At 70.7% G+C, this 15,968-nt stretch carries 15 protein-coding genes; 6 read left to right on the top strand and 9 right to left on the bottom strand.

The genetic code is table 11. The features are described 5' to 3' along the window. Positions 1 to 6: 6 nt before the first annotated feature. The 5 genes from ACFVV1_RS19380 to ACFVV1_RS19360 form a co-directional block, all read right to left on the bottom strand. A complete protein-coding gene (locus ACFVV1_RS19380) occupies positions 7 to 1,038 on the bottom strand; it encodes an alcohol dehydrogenase (protein ID WP_389990459.1) in 1,032 nt (343 codons plus the stop codon). Positions 1,039 to 1,161: 123 nt separating this feature from the next. Then, positions 1,162 to 2,934: an ABC transporter ATP-binding protein gene (locus ACFVV1_RS19375; protein WP_389990457.1), complete on the bottom strand. Its 1,773-nt coding sequence runs from the start codon at positions 2,932 to 2,934 to the stop codon at positions 1,162 to 1,164. Beyond that, positions 2,931 to 4,568 carry an ABC transporter transmembrane domain-containing protein gene (locus ACFVV1_RS19370; protein WP_389990455.1) on the bottom strand — a complete coding sequence of 546 codons (1,638 nt, stop codon included), beginning with the start codon at positions 4,566 to 4,568 and terminating at the stop codon, positions 2,931 to 2,933. Before ACFVV1_RS19370 ends, ACFVV1_RS19375 begins: the two co-directional genes overlap by 4 nt. Positions 4,569 to 4,853: 285 nt before the next feature. Continuing rightward, on the bottom strand, positions 4,854 to 5,051 hold the full coding sequence (locus ACFVV1_RS19365) for a hypothetical protein (RefSeq protein WP_389990453.1): 198 nt from the start codon (positions 5,049 to 5,051) through the stop codon (positions 4,854 to 4,856). Between the two features lie 47 nt (positions 5,052 to 5,098). Continuing rightward, positions 5,099 to 5,359 (bottom strand): hypothetical protein, encoded by a 261-nt coding sequence (locus ACFVV1_RS19360; RefSeq protein ID WP_389990451.1) that lies wholly within the window; start codon positions 5,357 to 5,359, stop codon positions 5,099 to 5,101. A 92-nt stretch (positions 5,360 to 5,451) separates the two neighbouring features. Here ACFVV1_RS19360 and ACFVV1_RS19355 point away from each other — a divergent pair, with 92 nt between their 5' ends. Next, positions 5,452 to 6,294 (top strand): Scr1 family TA system antitoxin-like transcriptional regulator, encoded by an 843-nt coding sequence (locus ACFVV1_RS19355; RefSeq protein WP_389990449.1) that lies wholly within the window; start codon positions 5,452 to 5,454, stop codon positions 6,292 to 6,294. Beyond that, on the top strand, positions 6,291 to 6,500 hold the full coding sequence (locus ACFVV1_RS19350) for a DUF397 domain-containing protein (RefSeq protein ID WP_389990447.1): 210 nt from the start codon (positions 6,291 to 6,293) through the stop codon (positions 6,498 to 6,500). The genes ACFVV1_RS19355 and ACFVV1_RS19350 overlap by 4 nt, the downstream gene beginning before the upstream one ends. A 303-nt stretch (positions 6,501 to 6,803) precedes the next feature. Here ACFVV1_RS19350 and ACFVV1_RS19345 read toward each other — a convergent pair whose 3' ends face one another. Further along, positions 6,804 to 7,586, bottom strand: a complete 783-nt coding sequence (locus ACFVV1_RS19345) for an isoprenyl transferase (RefSeq protein ID WP_389990445.1) — start codon at positions 7,584 to 7,586, stop codon at positions 6,804 to 6,806. A 276-nt stretch (positions 7,587 to 7,862) separates the two neighbouring features. Next, positions 7,863 to 8,597: a helix-turn-helix domain-containing protein gene (locus ACFVV1_RS19340; RefSeq protein WP_389990443.1), complete on the bottom strand. Its 735-nt coding sequence runs from the start codon at positions 8,595 to 8,597 to the stop codon at positions 7,863 to 7,865. 199 nt (positions 8,598 to 8,796) lie between these two features. On the opposite strand from ACFVV1_RS19340, the gene ACFVV1_RS19335 reads away from it, so the two are divergent. Further along, the gene (locus ACFVV1_RS19335; RefSeq protein WP_389990441.1) at positions 8,797 to 10,002 is read left to right on the top strand and encodes a cytochrome P450; all 1,206 of its coding nucleotides are present in this window, start codon (positions 8,797 to 8,799) and stop codon (positions 10,000 to 10,002) included. A gap of 3 nt (positions 10,003 to 10,005) precedes the next feature. After that, positions 10,006 to 10,218, top strand: a complete 213-nt coding sequence (locus ACFVV1_RS19330; RefSeq protein ID WP_389990439.1) for a ferredoxin — start codon at positions 10,006 to 10,008, stop codon at positions 10,216 to 10,218. Positions 10,219 to 10,276: 58 nt separating this feature from the next. Here the strand turns inward: ACFVV1_RS19330 and ACFVV1_RS19325 are convergent, their stop codons facing one another. Together ACFVV1_RS19325 and ACFVV1_RS19320 are read right to left on the bottom strand one after the other, a co-directional pair. Continuing rightward, a complete protein-coding gene (locus ACFVV1_RS19325; RefSeq protein ID WP_389990437.1) occupies positions 10,277 to 12,178 on the bottom strand; it encodes an ABC transporter ATP-binding protein in 1,902 nt (633 codons plus the stop codon). After that, a complete protein-coding gene (locus ACFVV1_RS19320) occupies positions 12,175 to 14,049 on the bottom strand; it encodes an ABC transporter ATP-binding protein (RefSeq protein ID WP_389990435.1) in 1,875 nt (624 codons plus the stop codon). Before ACFVV1_RS19320 ends, ACFVV1_RS19325 begins: the two co-directional genes overlap by 4 nt. A gap of 231 nt (positions 14,050 to 14,280) precedes the next feature. Between ACFVV1_RS19320 and ACFVV1_RS19315 the strand changes: the two genes are divergently transcribed. Together ACFVV1_RS19315 and ACFVV1_RS19310 are read left to right on the top strand one after the other, a co-directional pair. Next, positions 14,281 to 15,183, top strand: coding sequence for an ATP-binding cassette domain-containing protein (locus tag ACFVV1_RS19315; protein ID WP_389990433.1), 903 nt, complete (start codon positions 14,281 to 14,283; stop codon positions 15,181 to 15,183). Between the two features lies 1 nt (position 15,184). Continuing rightward, positions 15,185 to 15,961 carry an ABC transporter permease gene (locus ACFVV1_RS19310; RefSeq protein ID WP_389990431.1) on the top strand — a complete coding sequence of 259 codons (777 nt, stop codon included), beginning with the start codon at positions 15,185 to 15,187 and terminating at the stop codon, positions 15,959 to 15,961. Positions 15,962 to 15,968 lie beyond the last annotated feature (7 nt).

Raw genomic sequence — 15,968 nt, 5'->3', positions numbered from 1 at the left:
CGGGCCTCAGGAGGTGGTGAGCACCATCCGGAAGCGGGCCGCGCCGGACATCATCTTCTGGTACGCGGCCTCCGTGTCGTCCAGCGGCACGGTCTCGGTCATCGGGCGGATCCCGTGCAGGGTGCTGAACGCCAGGGTGTCCTGCACGTCCTGCGCGGTGCCGGACGGATGGCCCCGGACGACCTTGCCGGACATCAGCAACTGGTTCGGGCTGATCCCCAGCGGCTCCGGGTCCGCACCGATGACCACCAGCTCGCCGCGGGGCGCGAGCCCCTCCACGGTCGCCGTGATGGCCCCGGAGTTGGCGGCGGTGGCCAGGACGACCCGGGCGCCGCCCAGGGACTGCAGCGCGTCCGCGACGGTGGTGCCCGCGGTGCTGTCGATGTAGTGGTGCGCGCCGAGCTCCTTCGCGAAGTCGGCCTTGGCGGCTCCGCGGGCGATCGCCACCGTCTCGAAGCCCATCGCGGCCGCGTACTGCACGCCCAGGTGCCCGAGGCCGCCGATGCCGAGCACGGCGACCAGGTCTCCCGGCCGGGCGGCGCTGCGCCGCAGCCCGTTGTACGTGGTAACCCCCGCGCAGCCCATGGGCGCCGCGTCGACCGCCGACAGCGCGTCGGGGATCCGGGCCAGGGCGTCCATCGGGACGGTCACGCTCTCGGCATAGCCCCCGTCGTACGCCCACCCGGGCACCTTCAGGTGCAGGCAGACCATGAAGTCGCCCCGCCTGCACGGTGTGCAGTGGCCGCAGCTGCCGCCGAACCAGCCCACCGCCACCCGGTCACCCACCTGCCAGGAGCTCTGCGTGCCGTCGCCGAGCTCCTCGATCCGGCCGGCGATCTCGTGCCCGGGGACCACCGGGAACCGTACGCCGGGGAGCGCGTTGTCCACGAAGAGGGCGTCGCTGTGGCAGACGCCGCAGGCGTCCACGGCCACCCGGACATGACATGGACCCGGGTGCGGCACCGCCCGCTCGACGATCTCGAAAGGACCGCCGGCGGCGGTGGCCTGCGCGGCTCGGTAGACGCTGGGGACGCTCATCTGGATCTCTCCGGGACATAGGAGTGGACGGCCCCCTGGAATCAGCAGACCAGCTCCGGCCCGGTCGCGCGCGCCGAGCGGCGCGGACGGGGGCGGGCCCGCCCCCGTCCGCGCGTCGCCCGTTCAGGAGGAAGGCGCTCCTTCGCCGTGCCAGGAGCGCCAGAGCGCGGCGTAGGCGCCGTCGGCCGCCACGAGATCGTCGTGGGTGCCGAGTTCGGTGATCCGGCCGTCCTCCATCACGGCCACCCGGTCGGCGTCGTGAGCCGTCTGCAGGCGGTGTGCGACGGCGACGACGGTCCGGCCTTCGAGGACGGCGGCCAGCGCCCGCTCGGTGTGCCGGGCCGTCCTCGGGTCCAGGAGCGCGGTGGCCTCGTCGAGTATCAGCGTGTGCGGATCGGCCAGCACCACGCGCGCCAGGGCGAGCTGCTGCGACCGGGCGCCGTCCGGCCGATGCCCGCCGTGGCCCAGATCGGTGTCCAGGCCGTCCGGCAGCTCGTCGGCCCAGTCGGCGCCGACGGCGGCGAGTGCCGCGCGCAGTTCGGCATCGGTGGCGCCGGCCGAGGCGATCCTCAGGTTGTCCCGGACCGTGCCGAGGAAGACGTGGTGCTCCTGGGTGACCAGGACGACGTGCCGGCGCAGCCGTTCGGGGTCCAGCCCGGCGACCGGGACCCGCCCGACCGTCACGGAACCGGTGCGCGGTGCGTCCATGCCCGCCAGCAGCCTGCCCAGGGTGGTCTTGCCCGCGCCGGAGGGGCCGACGATCGCGAGCCGCTCGCCGGGACGGACCGTCAGGTCGACACCGTGCAGGACGTCGCCCCCGCCGTCGTAGGCGTAGCGCACATCCGTCACTTCGACCCGGTCGTCGGCCGGTGCGGGGGAGGCGGCCGGTGGCGTGTGCGCCGCCAGGCCGAGGCCCTCGACCCTGGCGAAGGAGGCGCTGCTGCTCTGCAGCTGTTCGAGCCGCTGGAGGATGGTGTCCAGGGGCTGGGAGAGCTGTCGCAGATACAGGGCCGAGGCGACCACCGCGCCCAGGCTCATCGTGCCGTGGTCGTGCAGTACGCCGCCGATCAGCAGGACACCGGCCACCGGAATGACGTACGAGATGTCCACGGCCGGGAAGAGCACACTGCGCAGGAACAGTGTCCGGGTCCGGGTGCTCCAGCACTTGTCGATGGCCTCCCGGCATGCCGTGATACGGCGCTGCTGAAGCCCGAGGGCCTCCACGGTGCGGGCGCCGGCGGCGGTGGCCGCGAGCTGCTCCGCGAGAGCCGAGTTGGCGGCTCCCTCGGCCAGGTACGCGGTGAGCGCCCGGCGCAGATACCAGCGGGCGGCGAACCAGATGCCGAGCAGGCCCAGCACCCCGCACGCACCGAGCAGCGGGTCGAGCGCGAAGACCGCACCGAGGATGAACAGCGCCTGGACCCCGGCGATGAGGACTTCGGGCCCGGCGTCCCGGAGGGTGGCGCCGACCCTGGCGACATCGGTGGTGCCGCGGGTCATCAGGTCGCCCGCGCCGGCCCGCTCGACCACCGGGGCGGGCAGCGCGAGCACCCGGTCGGCGAACTGCTCGCGGATGCGCGCCAGGGTCCGCTCGCCGAAGCGGTGTCCGACGTAGCCGGCGCAACGGACCAGGAGGAGCTGCGCCAGGGCGAAGGCGAGGATGGTGAGCGCCAGGCGGTCCACCGCGGCCACCCCGCCGCCGGCCCTGACCTCGTCGATGATGCGGCCGAGCAGCCACGGGCCGACGAGCCCGGCACCGGCGGCCAGCGCGTTGAGGCCGATCACGGCGGCGAAGACCCGACCGTCCAGCCGGATCAGCCGGAGCGCCGCCCGGCGTATCCGGGACGGTTCGGCGATGGGCAGGGCCTGGGGTGTCGGCTCGGATCCCGTGGTCATCGCACGGCCTCCCGGGACGGCGGAACGATTCCTTCGTCGGCGGGGCCGTCGTCCTCGTCGTCCGCGCCGCGGGACACCAGGAGGCGGTAGCCGGGCTCCCGGTCCAGGAGTTCACGATGGCTGCCGACGGCTGCGACACAGCCGTCGACCAGGTAGTACACGGTGTCCGCCCGGTCCAGCAGGAGCGGTGAGGTGCTGGTGACGACCGTGGTGCGGCCGGAGCGTGCGGCGCGCAGCCGGGTCGCCATGGCCGCCTCGGTGTGCGCGTCGACCGCCGAGGTGGGCTCGACCGCCAGCAGCACCTCGGGATCGGCCAGCAGGGCCCGGACCAGCCGGATGCGCTGGCGCTGGCCTCCGGAGAGATTGCGGCCCTGCGCGTCGACGGGCGAGTCGAGTCCGTCCGGCAGACCGCGGACGATGTCCTGCGCCACGGCCGCGTGCAGGCAGCGGCCGATGGATTCCTCGTCCCGGTCCCGGGCGCCGCTGATCACCTCGCGCAGCGGACCGGCGAACAGATCGGCCTCGTTGTCCGCGACCAGGATCCGCCGCCGCACCTGCGTCAGGTCGATCTCGTCCAGGCGTATCGCGCCCCAGGTCGCGGCCGACCCGGTGAACCGGCCGAGCCGCTCGACCACCGCCGCGGACTCCGACGGCCGGGCGCCGGCCAGCGCGGTCAGCCTCCCGGGCACCACCTCGACGCCGGACGCCGGATCACGGAGCGCGGACGGCGACCCGGGCCCGTCCACGGCCGCCTCGCCGCCCGCAGAGTCGGGCTCCAGGTCCAGGAAACGTATGACTCGGCGGGCGGCGACCAGCCCGCGGCTGAGGTCGTAGCCGCCCTCGATGAAGGACGAGACCGGCACCACGAGCACTGCGGCGTACCCGTAGACCGCGACCAACTCGCCTACGCTGATGGTTCCTTGAGCGGCCATCCGGGCCGCCAGCCAGGTCACGGCCCCGAGGAACAGGGTGGGCAGGCCGACGCCGAGGGCCTGGATCCAGCTGGTCACCGCGCCGACGCGGTACCCCTGCGCCCGCAACTCCCGCGAGCCGTGCCGGTAGCGCTCGGCGTACACCTCCTTGCCGCCGATGCCGTTGAGGACGCGCAGGCCCCCGACCATGTCCTCGAAACGGTTGGCGAGCCCGCCCTGCCGCTCCCGGTACGCCGCCTCGACGCCCTGCAGCCGCCCCAGCAGCGGGCCCACCAGCACCGCGAGCAGCGGCACCCCGAGCAGCACCACCGCGGCGAGCAGCGGCTCCACGGCCAGCAGCAGCGCGGCCACGACGACGAAGGCGAGGACCGCGCCGACACCGGGGCCGGTGATGGTCAGCGTGTTGGCGATCACGGCGACGTCACCGAAGCCGATCGTGACGACTTCCCCGGCGGTGGCCCGGCGCGGCAGCGCCCCGCCCAGCCGGGTCGCCTGCGCGACCACGGCCCGCACGGAACGGAAGGCGGCGTCCAGCCGCACCCTGGTCATCGTGCGGTGCCGCATGATGGCCAGCCACGCGTTCAGCACCCCCACACCCAGCAACGCCGCGACCCAGCCGGCCAGCGCGGGCCACCGCCCCGGTTGCAGCCCGTCGTCGATGGCGCGGGACAGCAGGTACGGCGGCAGCGTCAGACAGACCATCCAGGCGCTGCCGAGCAGCGCCCCGGCAGCGATCCGCCGGCGTTGACAGACGATCAGCCACCACAGGTACCGCAGGGCGCTGCGACGGTCGGGGGGTGGGATGGAGTACAGCGAGCGATTCTTGATCTGGATCCCTCCCCGGGGTGGCAGCGGAACGTGGTCGCGGGTGCCTGCTCCGTGGATCGTACGGACAGCGTGTACGTGCAGTCCGTGTCGGGGACGACGACGAGCAGTGGGGCGCCGCGCTTGAGGTGTGCGTGGGCGGCGCGTTGGCTCTCGCGGTCCTCACCAGGCGCGGAGTTCCGCGAGGTGGCCGAGGCGGGGGTCGAGGCCGAGCCGGTCCACGATCCACAGCGCCTGGCCGCCGAGCCACCGCAGCGCGAGGACGGGGGAGATGGTCCGGAAGGTGCCCAGGACGTACCGCGCCGTTTCGTCGGTGCCGTACACGAGCCCTTCGGCGAGCACCTCGCACTGGTAACTCATCGGCTCAGGCTGCCCGTTCACGCCGGGTCGGCCATCCACATCACCGGTCACAGGATCCGCCCCGCGCTCCGGGCATTGCACCGCGAGATCTCGGCCCGCAACCGCTCTATCGGGCTCGGCGGCCGCACGTTTGCGGGCTTCGCCTCCCACTCCGTCCCGCCGCAGACCGGTCGTAACGACCAGTACGGGCCGGCCACTCCCCGGAACTCTCCCACCTGGTCACGACGGCTGGTGTCCACCAACAGCGTGCCGGGGGAGGGTGCTTGTGGGGGGTTCTGCTCGTTCGGGGGGCCGTCTTCCGTAGACACGGGCCACTCCTCTCCGTAACGGTTCCGCTACCAAGGGGGATCAGCGTGGCTTAGAGTCGGAGGGTCTTCAACTTGCACAAGTTGTTTGGGGAATGAGGCGGTGGCCGTTGAATCGGAAAGAGTTAGACCCCGAGGCATCGCCGAGCGCGCAGTTCGGGCAACGTCTGCGCATGCTGAGGGATGAACGAGGCTGGACACAGGACGAGCTGGCCTCGCGCATCGGATGCTCGGGAACGCACATTTCCGCCGTAGAAACTGGGCGTCGGCCTCCAACTCGCCGCTTTGCTGCAAGCGTTGACAAGGTGTTCGGAACTGGAGACAGGTTCGAGCGTCAGAGCCTCGCTGTGCGTCAAACGGCGCTCATCGAAGGGTTCCCGGAGTACGTCGCCCATGAAGCGCGAGCCTCGGAGATCAGGCTGTATGAGGTGGGCGTCATCCCTGGCCTGCTTCAGACGCTGGAGTACGCAGCGGCGCTCGAAGCGGACGCAGTGCGGCGGGAATCAACCACCCCCGAGCAAGCAGACGAACGTGTCGGGCTGGTGGCAAGGCGCCAAGCTTCCCTCGTGCGGTCGCCATCGCCCCTGATCCTTGCGGTACTCGACGAAGGATGCATCCGCCGGCCAATGGGGTCTCCCGCTGTCACGGACGCCCAGTTCGCGCGCTTGCTCGAGTTCGCCGAGCTACCGAACACGGTGTTGCAGATCGCACCGTTCTCCATGGGGGAGCGCAGACCGTTCAGCCTGCCCATCACCGTGCTCACCATGCCGGACCGCTCGCTGATGTCCTACGCCGAGTCCACTCACCGGGGTCATCTCGAACGGGAAAGTACTTTCGTGCTGCCGATACTGACGGCCTACCATCAGCTACAGGCCGAGGCGCTCTCCCAGGCGGCATCCGTGGCCATGATCGAGCAGGTACGAAAGGGCACCCCGTGACTACCGAATCCCCCCGTTGGTTCACGTCCTCCTACAGCGGCAACGGCGGCCAGTGCATCGAGGTCGCCGCAAATCTCGTCGCTTCGCGCAGCGTGGTCCCTGTCCGCGACTCCAAGAACCCGAGCGGCCCGGTGCTGAGCGCCTCCGCCGCCTCGTTCGCCTCCTTCGTGGCGGGTGTCAAGGCCGGAGAGTTCGGCACCGTCTGACCAACCGGCTCCGCACGTACTGATCCCGGACACGACGAAAGCCCCGCCACACCCCTGGAATTCGCCGGGAGCGTGGCGGGGTCTTGAATCCGGCTGTGGGTCTGCCGTCCGGGGCCATCCAGCCCTGGGCCATCTGCCCGTCACGGGAGATGTGCCGCTGAAGCGAGGTCAGATGCTGCCCGGGGGGACCGCGAAGGCATGCGGCCCGCTGTCGGCGCCGAGCGCATCGAGATGCACGGCGAAGAGGCGAATGCGGAGCTCACCAGCCCGCTCGCCCCGGGTGATCCCCGGCGCTGAAGACGGTCATTTGCCGAATCGCCGTTCACGATTCGCGTACGAGCGAAGTGCGCGCAGGAAGTCCACGTGACGGAACGCCGGCCAGAAGCAGTCCACCCAGTGCATCTCGGCGTACGCGGACTGCCAGAGAAGGAAGCCGGACAGCCGCTGTTCTCCGGAGGTTCGGATGATGAAGTCGGTGTGGTCGGCTGTTGGCGAGTACAGATGCCGGGAGATGTCCTCGATTTCGAACCGCTCAACCAGTTCGGCAGGGTCGCCACCGGCAGCAATGTGTTCCTCGAAGGCGCTCTTCACCGCATCGACGATCTCCCGTCGGCCGCCGTAGCCGACCGCGACGTCCACCTTGAGCCCGCCTCGCCCCGCGGTCGCGGCGGCGGCCTCCTTGAGTACTTGGGCACTGGTACCAGGCAGCATGTCGAGCGAGCCGATCACCTGGACCTCCCAGGGACGGCCTGCGGCCGTGATGTCCCGGACGGTCTCTTCGATGATCTCGATCAGCGGGCCGAGCTGCTCGGCGGGGCGCCCGAGGTTGTCGTCGGAGAGCATGAAGAGGGTCACGTGCTCGATTCCGTCGGCAGTGCACCAGCCCAGGAACTCGGTCGTCTTGGCACCGCCCGCCCGGTACCCCTCCCGGACGTCCGTGTGACCCGCCTGCCGAGCCCAGCGCCGATTGCCGTCGAGCATGATCCCGACGTGCCGCGGGCGTGGCAGCCCCGCCAGGGTGGCGGCCAGTCGGCGCTCGTACACCGCCTCGATCGGCCGTCGGAGAAACAGCGGGAGCAGCCTCATGAACCATCTCCATCGCGTTGTGATGCTCTTCGCGGACCCTACCAGGGGCTCTTTGCCGAGCTCGGCGAGCATTCAGAACACCTCTGCTGTGCACGCTACTTGGCCAGGAGTGCACGCTTCGGTGGGTCTGTTCGGTGAGGGTACGCATCAGTGAACGTCGACCCCCGCTCTGGTGCCGCCGACGTAGTCCACCCCGGCGGCGCTTTCCGCGACCACCGGGGATGCGTGGGGGTGCAGCTCGTCCTGCGGGTTGCTCGAGATCAGCCGGGCAGTCGTTCATCGCCCACCGCGGGCGATCCGGGGCGGCCTCGGGAACCGGTCAGCCGGCTCGCCGGGTTCGCCCGAGGCCCCTCGCCCGAGGAGGGGGCGCCAGCGGTCGGCCGACTCCATGATGTCCAGGCTGACCCGCTCCAGGAATGCCCCCGCCCTGGCCATCCGTTGCCCCACGGGGCTGTCGGGCCCGGACGCCTCCGCCGTGGCCATCGCGGACTGCGCCGCATCGAGTGTCTGCCGCGTGCTGAGAACGATGGAGTGGTACCAGGCCTCGTCGTCGATGACGTAGACGTCGCGACGCCGCTGCGGATCGCGCTCGCGCCGGACATAGCCGTGCTGGACGAGGTAGTTCACGGCCACAGAGACGGAGGCGGGGCTGACCTTCAGCCTGCGGGTCAGCTCGGCCGCGGTGCGCCTGCCGTCTTCGGACAGCAGCAGGTCGACGTGCACGCGTGCTGTCATCCTCGGCAGCCCCGCCCGGACTGCCATCTCGATGATCTCCTCACCCGTCGTGTCACCCGGCGGTCCGGCCGCGCGCGCGGGTGCCGGTGTGCCACGCCGTGCTCGCTGGGCCGTCGCCCGGTGCGCCCGCTGGGGCTGGTAGCCGCTGGGGCCACCGTTGCGTCCGATTTCCCGGCTGATCGTCGAGGTCGGGCGGTCGAGCCGCCTGGCGATCCCGGCGTAGGAGAGCCCGTCGGCGATTCCGGCCGCGATGCGCTGGCGGTCCTGCTGGGTCAACCGTTCTCCTGGCATGTCGTCAGTATTGCTTTCGCCATCATTCATTGCAACGAACTATTGCATTCGACCGCATCGTCATTGCATCAATTCTCTGCCGCTGACCTGGGTAAATGCGTTTCCGTCGATTGACAGAAATTCTGAATGCAACGTAGCTTTCAAGCATCGTCAAACACGTGCTATCGCGAGATGAGGAATGATTATGAGTGAATTCCTGCACACCGTCGCGACGATGCCGACGGCGCGTCAGTCCGGCTGCCCCTTCGACCCGCCGGCCGAGCTGGTCGACGCCCGCCGGCACGGCCCCATCAGCCACTACACCTTCCCCGGCGGAAGACCCGGCTGGCTGATCACCGGATACGACCTGGTCAGGTCGGTCCTGGCCGACTCGCGGTTCAGCTCACGCAAGGAGCTCATGCTCCACCCGACCATCGACTACGGAGACATGAAGGCACCCCCGGCGCCGCCCGGCGAGTTCCTCCTCATGGACGAGCCCCGGCACAGCCGCTATCGAAAGCCGCTGATGGGCAAGTTCACCGTACGACGGATGCGACTGCTCACCGCGCGCGTCGAGCAGATCACCGCCGACCACCTGGACGCCATGGAGGAGGCCGGGCCGTCGGCGGACCTGGTGATCGCGTTCGCCAAGCCCATTCCCGCCATCGTGATCTGTGAACTGCTGGGGGTGCCGTACCAGGACCGGGGGTCCTTCCAGGAGCAGGTCGACTCGTTCATGAACGGGGAGACAAGCGACGAGGACCTGCTAGCGGCCTATACCGCGACCCAGGACTACCTCGCGGAGCTGGTGGCCGCCAAACGCGCGGACCCCACCGACGACGTGCTCAGCGACCTCACCGACAGCGATCTGACCGACGAGGAGCTGAAGGGGATCGCCCTGATCCTGCTGGCGGCCGGGCTCGACACCACCGCGAACATGCTGGCCCTTGGCACCTTCGCGCTGCTGCGCAACCCGGAACAGCTGGCCGCGCTGCGCGCCGATCCCGCGATCGCCGACCGGGCCGTGGAGGAGCTGCTGCGGTACCTCAGTGTCGCCAAGACGTTCATGAGGACGGCGCTGGAGGATGTCGAGGTGGGCGGCCGGACCATCAAGGCCGGCTCGCGGGTGATCCTGTCGTACAACACCGCCAACCGCGACCCCGAGTGCTTCGCCGATCCCTACGTGCTCGACCTCCGCAGGCAGGGCGGCGGGCATCTGGCCTTCGGCCACGGCATCCACCAGTGCCTGGGGCAGCAGCTGGCCCGCGTCGAGATGAGGGTCGCGTTCCCCGCGCTGCTCAACCGCTTCCCCACGCTGCGCCTGGCCGTACCCCCCGAAGAGGTTGCCCTGCGTCCGGAGACCGCGGACGTCTACGGGGTGAAGAGCCTCCCGGTCACCTGGGACGCGTGACCAATGAGGATCACTGTGGACGCCGAGCGCTGCGTCGGCTCCGGAATGTGCGTGTTGACGGTCGGCGAGGTGTTCGACCAGCGTCAGGACGACGGCAAGGCGATCGTGCTGCGACCCGAGCCGCCCGCCGGGACGCGGGACTCGGTTCGCGAAGCCGTCGACCTGTGCCCTGCCGCGGCGATCGCCCTGTCGACCCCGGGTACCCCTGTTTCGTAGGTGGTCGCTCATGGACGGTCTCCACCCGCCCCATCAGGCGCCCCGAGCTGGAGGCCGCTCACGCCAGGCTCTCCCGCCAAGCCCGGTGGAGCCCGGCGAAGCGGCCCGTGCCGCCGATGAGTTCGGACGGGGCACCGTCCTCCACGATGCGGCCGTGCTCCATCACCAGGATCCGGTCCGCGATCTCCACGGTCGACAGGCGGTGGGCGATCACCACCGCGGTGCGGCCGTGGAGCACCGTGTCCATGGCCCGCTGCACCGCCCGTTCGCCGGGGATGTCCAGGGAGCTCGTCGCCTCGTCGAGGATCAGCACGGACGGGTTCGCGAGCAGGGCCCGGGCGAACGCGACCAACTGGCGCTGACCGGCCGAGATCCGGCCGCCCCGCTTGCGTACGTCCGTGTCGTACCCCTCGGGCAGCCCGGCGATGAAATCGTGTGCGCCGATCGCCTTGGCGGCCTGCTCGATCTCCTCGCGGGTCGCGTCCGGGCTGCCGATCGCGATGTTCTCGGCGACCGTCCCGGAGAACAGGAACGCCTCCTGGGTCACCATCACCACACCCCGCCGCAGCTCGGGCACGGCCAGATCCCGCAGATCGGTCCCGTCGAGCAGCACCCGGCCCTCGGTCGGGTCGTAGAAGCGGGCCAGCAGCTTGGCGAGCGTCGACTTGCCCGCGCCCGTCGAACCGACCACGGCGACGGTCTGACCGGACGGGACCGTCAGATCGAAGCGGGGCAGCACCTCGCCACCCGTACGGTAGGCGAACCGCACCGAGTCGAAGACGACCTCGCGGCCCGGGTGCTCACCCGCGAGCGCGGGCAGGCCGACCGGATTCGTCGTCTCGGGGACGGAAGGGGCCTGGGCCAGCAGACCCGCGATCTTCTCCAGCGAAGCGGCGGCCGACTGGTAGGAGTTGAGGAACATGCCCAGCCGGTCGATCGGGTCGTACAGCCGGCGCAGATAGAGCACGGCCGCGGCCAGCACACCGAGCGCCAGCGCGCCCGACGCCACCCGGTACGCACCCCACAGCACGATCCCCGCGACCGCCGTGTTGGCGACCAGCCGGGAGCCGACGACATAGCGCGCCATCTCCAGCATCGCGCCGCTGTTCGCCCGCCGGTGAGCCGAGTTGAGGCCCTCGAAGTGCGCGTCGTTGAGACGCTCGCGGCGGAACGCCTGGAGGGGGCGGATGCCGTTCATCGACTCGGCGAACTTCACGATGACCGCGGCGATCGCCGTCGACCGCGCCGCGTAGAGCACTCCGGCCTGCCGCTGGAAGCGCCGTACCAGCAGATACAGCGGGACGAAGGAGAGCACCGCCACCGCGCCGAGACCGAAGTCCAGCCAGAGGAGCACCAGCGAGATGGAGACGAAGGACAGGACGATGCCGATCAGCTCCTGCAGCCCCTCGCTGAGCAGTTCCCGCAGCGATTCCACATCCGTGGTGGAACGCGAGATAAGCCGCCCCGAGGTGTAGCGCTCGTGGAAGTCCACACTCAGCGCCTGCGCGTGGCGGAAGATCCGGCCCCTCAGATCGAGCAGCACGTCCTGGTTGATCCGGGCGGAGACCATGATGAACGCGTACTGCATGAGCCCGGCGGCCGCCGAACACAGCGCGTACCCCACGGCCACCGCGATCAACGGCCCGTAGTCCGCGTCCCGGAACGCGGGCACACCGCTGTCGATGGCGTACGCGACGAGCAGCGGGCCCGCCTGTACCGCCGCCTGCTGGATCAGCAGCAACAGCGCCGACACCAGCACCCGGCTCCGGTGCGGCCGGAGCAGCGACATCAGCAGCGCCCGGGTCGCACCGCGGGGCGTGGGCAGATCGTCCCGGTCGAACCGGTCCCCGGCACCGTCGGAGGGGGACGGGCCCCCGGGCTCCTTCCGCGCGTCCGGCTGCCGCTCGGCGGGCCCGGCCGTCGTCGTACCGGTCGTCGTGCTGGTTGTCGGGCTGGTCATCGGGTACGGCCCTTCTCGGCAGGGAAGTCCGGTACGAGATGGCCCTCGCCGGACAGGTCGGGGACGGCGTCCACAGCGGGGGCACCCTCCTGTGCGCCGGTGGCCCCCGACATCAGCCACGCGTACTCCGCGTTGCCGCGCAGCAGTTCCTGATGGGTGCCGACGGCGGTGATCCGGCCCTCGGAGAGCAGCGCCACCCGGTCCGCGAGCATCACGGTGGACGGCCGGTGCGCGACCACGATCGCCGTCGTCTCCTCCAGCACCTGCCGCAGCGCGGCCTCCACCAGCGTCTCCGTATGCACGTCCAGGGCGGAGAGCGGATCGTCGAGCACCAGGAAGCGGGGCCGGCCGACCACGGCGCGGGCCAGCGCGAGCCGCTGCCGCTGCCCGCCGGAGAGGCTGAGCCCCTGCTCGCCGACCTGGGTGCCGATGCCGTCGGGCAGGTCGTACACGAAGTCGGCCTGCGCGACGTCGAGCGCCCGCCGCAACTCGTCCTCCCCGGCGCCCTCGGCGCCCATCAGCACGTTCTCCCCGACGGTCGCCGAGAAGAGCGTCGGCTCCTCGAAGGCCACGGACACCAGCTTGCGCAGTTCCTCCCGGGGCATGGCGGTGATGTCCCTGCCGTCCAGCGTGATCCGCCCCCCGGTGGCCTCGTGCAACCGTGGTACGAGAGCGGTGAGCGTCGTCTTCCCGGAGCCCGTGGCCCCGACCAGGGCCATCGTCTCGCCGGGGCGGATGCGCAGATCGATCCGGGACAGTACGGGTACGGATCCGGGCTCCGCGTCGGGATAGCGGAACTCCACGCCCTCGAAGACCATTTCGCCCCGACCGCCGTCCGTGCCCTGCGGCGCGCGGCCGTCGGCGGCGGCCGCGTCCTCCTCCTCGGCCACATCCATCACCTCGAAGAACCGCTCGGTCGCTGTCGCCGACTCCTGACTCATCGCCAGCAGGAAGCCGATCGACTCGATCGGCCACCGCAGCGCGAGCGCCGTCGACAGGAAGGCGACCAGCGTGCCCGCCGACAGCCCGCCGTCGGCGACCTGGACCGTGCCGAGGACCAGCGCCGCCCCGATGGCCAGCTCGGGGATCGTGGTGATGACGGCCCAGATGCCCGCGAGGAGACGTGCCTTGCCCAGCTCCGTGCTGCGCAGCCGCTGCGAGAGGGCACGGAACGCGAGGGCCTGGCTGCGGTGCCGGCCGAAGCCCTTGATGATGCGGATGCCGAGCACGCTCTCCTCGACGACCGTCGTCAGATCACCGACCTGGTCCTGCGCCTGGCGCGCCACGACCGAGTACTTCGTCTCGAAGACCGAGCAGAGAATCACCAACGGCACCACCGGAGCGAGCAGCACCAGCCCCAGCGTCCACTGCTGCATCAGCAGAATGATGAAACCGACCAGGATCGTCGTGCCGTTGACGAGCAGGAACGTCAGCGGAAAGGCCAGGAACATGCGCAGCAGCATCAGGTCCGTGGTCCCGCGCGAGAGCAACTGCCCCGACGGCCAGCGGTCGTGGAACGCCACCGGCAGCCGCTGCAGATGCCGGTACAGGTCGGCCCGCATCGCCGCTTCGACCCCCGCCAGCGGCCGGGCCACCAGCCACCGCCGTATCCCGAAGAACACGGCCTCGGCGATGCCCAGCAGGAGCAGGTACAGCGCGCCCAGCCAGACACCCCCCGGATCGCGGTCCGCCACCGGGCCGTCGACGATCCACTTCAGTACGAGAGGGATCACCAGCCCCATGCACGAGGCGACTATCGCGACCAGCGCGGCGCCGAACAGGCGGTTGCGCACCGGCTTCACATAGGGCCACAACCGCAGCAGGGAGCGTGCGGTGGACCGTTCCTTGGGCTCTGCATGTTCTTCGGGCATCACAGACGAGCCTACGGTTCACCACTGACAACGCTCATGTGGTTTTTCGGCCGTCCGGCGGTGCCTGAGCCGTCGTCCGGCGGTGCCTGAGCCGTCGTCCGGCGGTGCCTGAGCCGTCGTCCGGCGGTGCCTGAGCCCGCTGGTCGTACCCCGTATCAACCGATCGGCCGATGCCGTTTCGAGCGCGATGGACGATGGTGCGCCGGTTCCCCGGACACGATGCTCGTAGGCATGGCAATCATCGAAGTGAGCGCGGTGCACAAGGCCTACGCCGGGCGCCCCGCGGTGGACGGAGTGAGCTTCGCCGTCGACGAGGGGGAGATCTTCGGGATCCTCGGCCCCAACGGAGCGGGCAAGACCACCACCGTCGAGTGCATCGAGGGGCTGCGGGTCCCCGACGCCGGTACGGTCCGGGTGGCCGGCCTCGACCCCGTCGCCGACCACGACCGGGTGACCGGGCTGCTCGGCGCACAGCTCCAGGAGAGCGAACTCCAGCCCAAGCTCACCGTGGCCGAGGCGCTGGAGCTGTACAGCGCCTTCTATCCGGACCCCGCCGACTGGCGCGCGCTGGCCGAACGGCTCGGTCTGCACACCATGTACGGCACCCGGTTCGCCAAGCTGTCCGGCGGTCAGAAGCAACGGCTGTCCATCGCGCTCGCCCTGGTCGGCAACCCGCGGGTCGTGGTCCTCGACGAGCTGACCACCGGTCTGGACCCCCGGGCCCGCCGGGATACCTGGAAGCTGATCGAGGACGTACGCGACAGCGGTGTGACGGTCCTTCTGGTCACCCACTTCATGGAGGAGGCCAACCGGCTCTGTGACCGTGTCGCCGTGATCGACAAGGGAAAGGTCGTCGCCCTCGACACCCCGTCCGGGCTGGTCAGCAGGGCCGGCAGCGCCACGGTCATCTCCTTCACGCCGTCACAGCCGCTCGACGACACCGAGCTGGACCAGCTGCCCGGGGCGGTCTCCGTCGAACAGAACGGCGGCCGGATCGTCATCAACGGCACCGACGAGACGGTCAACGCGGTGATCTCGCTGCTGGCCCGCCACCGCGTCACCGCACACCAGCTCCGCGTCACCGAGGCAACGCTCGACGACGCCTTCCTCGACCTCACAGAACAGGCGGCCTGAGATGACCACGGCGAACCCGGCCAGGACGACGGCCACCCCCACCCCATGGGCAGCGGTACTCAGGGCCGAGACACGGCTCTTCCTCCGCGAGCCCGGCAGCCTGTTCTGGATCCTCGTCTTCCCGGCCGTGCTGCTGACGATCCTCGGCCTGATCCCGTCCTTCCGGGACCCCGACGACGCACTCGGCGGCCGCCGCGTCATCGATCTGTACGTACCGGTGTCGGTGCTGCTCGCCATGATCATGGCCGGACTGCAGGCCATGCCGCCCGTCCTCACCGGCTACCGCGAGCGCGGGATCCTGCGCCGCATGTCGACCACTCCGGTACGGCCGTCCGCCCTGCTCACCTCGCAGATCGCCCTGCACGGCGCCGCGGCCCTCGGCTCCGCCGCGCTGGTGATGGCCGTCGGCCGGACCGCCTTCCAGGTCACGCTGCCCGGACAGCCCTTCGGTTATGTCCTGGCGCTGCTCCTGGCGACGGCGAGCGTCCTCGCCCTCGGCGCACTGCTCTGTGCGCTCTCCCGCACCACCAAGGCCTCCGCCGCCATCGGCTCGGTCGTCTACCTCGTGATGATGTTCACCGCCGGGGTCTGGATCCCGGTGCAGACCATGCCCGACACCCTCCGGCGCATCGTTCAGGTCACCCCGTTCGGTGCGGCCTCCCAGGCGCTGGACCGGGCGGCGTCCGGGGGCTGGCCCGGCTGGGCCCAGCTGGGCGTGATGGCGCTGTGGGCGGCCCTGGTGACCCTGCTCGCGACCCGTCTGTTCCGATGGGAGTGACCGGTTC

The organism is Streptomyces sp. NPDC058092 (assembly GCF_042884935.1).
In the GTDB taxonomy this organism is placed as follows: domain Bacteria; phylum Actinomycetota; class Actinomycetes; order Streptomycetales; family Streptomycetaceae; genus Streptomyces.
Note: the sequence above shows the minus strand (reverse complement) of the source record. Positions and strands in the feature narration are given on the sequence as shown.

Excerpts from the sequence above, each read along its gene's own strand:
- ACFVV1_RS19380 (WP_389990459.1), bottom strand. The coding sequence starts at position 1,038 with ATGAGCGTCCCCAGCGTCTACCGAGCCGCGCAGGCCACCGCCGCCGGC.
- ACFVV1_RS19375 (WP_389990457.1), bottom strand. The coding sequence starts at position 2,934 with ATGACCACGGGATCCGAGCCGACACCCCAGGCCCTGCCCATCGCCGAA.
- ACFVV1_RS19370 (WP_389990455.1), bottom strand. The coding sequence starts at position 4,568 with ATGGTCTGTCTGACGCTGCCGCCGTACCTGCTGTCCCGCGCCATCGAC.
- ACFVV1_RS19365 (WP_389990453.1), bottom strand. The coding sequence starts at position 5,051 with ATGAGTTACCAGTGCGAGGTGCTCGCCGAAGGGCTCGTGTACGGCACC.
- ACFVV1_RS19355 (WP_389990449.1), top strand. The coding sequence starts at position 5,452 with ATGAGGCGGTGGCCGTTGAATCGGAAAGAGTTAGACCCCGAGGCATCG.
- ACFVV1_RS19345 (WP_389990445.1), bottom strand. The coding sequence starts at position 7,586 with ATGAGGCTGCTCCCGCTGTTTCTCCGACGGCCGATCGAGGCGGTGTAC.
- ACFVV1_RS19335 (WP_389990441.1), top strand. The coding sequence starts at position 8,797 with ATGAGTGAATTCCTGCACACCGTCGCGACGATGCCGACGGCGCGTCAG.
- ACFVV1_RS19330 (WP_389990439.1), top strand. The coding sequence starts at position 10,006 with ATGAGGATCACTGTGGACGCCGAGCGCTGCGTCGGCTCCGGAATGTGC.
- ACFVV1_RS19325 (WP_389990437.1), bottom strand. The coding sequence starts at position 12,178 with ATGACCAGCCCGACAACCAGCACGACGACCGGTACGACGACGGCCGGG.
- ACFVV1_RS19320 (WP_389990435.1), bottom strand. The coding sequence starts at position 14,049 with ATGCCCGAAGAACATGCAGAGCCCAAGGAACGGTCCACCGCACGCTCC.
- ACFVV1_RS19315 (WP_389990433.1), top strand. The coding sequence starts at position 14,281 with ATGGCAATCATCGAAGTGAGCGCGGTGCACAAGGCCTACGCCGGGCGC.
- ACFVV1_RS19310 (WP_389990431.1), top strand. The coding sequence starts at position 15,185 with ATGACCACGGCGAACCCGGCCAGGACGACGGCCACCCCCACCCCATGG.